The 701-nt window shown below is 57.5% G+C and carries 1 pseudogene; it reads right to left on the bottom strand.

The window, feature by feature from the left end:
• Nucleotides 1-10: 10 nt before the first annotated feature.
• Nucleotides 11-499 (bottom strand): annotated as a pseudogene (locus tag XAXN_RS18915) (type IV secretion system protein); the annotation flags it as partial.
• Nucleotides 500-701 lie beyond the last annotated feature (202 nt).

A 701-nucleotide genomic window follows, 5' to 3' on the forward strand; every position in this document is an offset into this window, starting at 1 on the left:
GCGTTGATCAGACCTTTCCTAACCCGTATAGCAGCCACTTGCTGAACAACGACTTCGTCGCCTGGAACAGCAGGCACATGATGAACAATGGACCGAAGCCCACAAACAGCGCCATCCCAATCTTGCTCAACAGAAGCAGTGAGCCACCCACCACGCCGGGGCCGGCCATCCCTACCCCAGTGAACCAGCGCGCACGGGTCTTCTCGTCGTCGCGCTGTTGGTTGCCTGCTGTCTGGATCTGATCGATGATCATCATCGCAATCTGCATCAGACCCAGATTCTTGTCGATCGCATCGTAGGGACTTTTCGAATCCCCCGTCACCACTTGGGTAATGGACTGGCTCACACCATCGGTCAGCGTCCAGTAAAGCTTCGACGAAGCTTCCACCATGCTCGTCGCCAGGCCGATGATAAGCGAGGCGCGCAGCGCCGTCACCACCAAGCCCATGGCCGCCTCGCGGGACTGGCCGGTCACGATGCGGCGCCCCTGAATAAAGATCTAGAGTGTCAGATCACAACATTCGGCGCGTAGGACCGAGGCTATTTAGCTGGCCTCGGTAAGAACGCAATTCCGCTTAAAAAATCACCATTCGTTACATCGACATCGCAGGCGAAGCAGCTTGTTGGGTCTGCACCTGCGATTGCATCTGTGCTGTCTGGCGCTGATTTGATACGCCCAGGCCGACGTCCCCCCGTCCTGA

Source organism: Xanthomonas axonopodis, assembly GCF_001304695.1.
GTDB lineage: Bacteria > Pseudomonadota > Gammaproteobacteria > Xanthomonadales > Xanthomonadaceae > Xanthomonas > Xanthomonas axonopodis.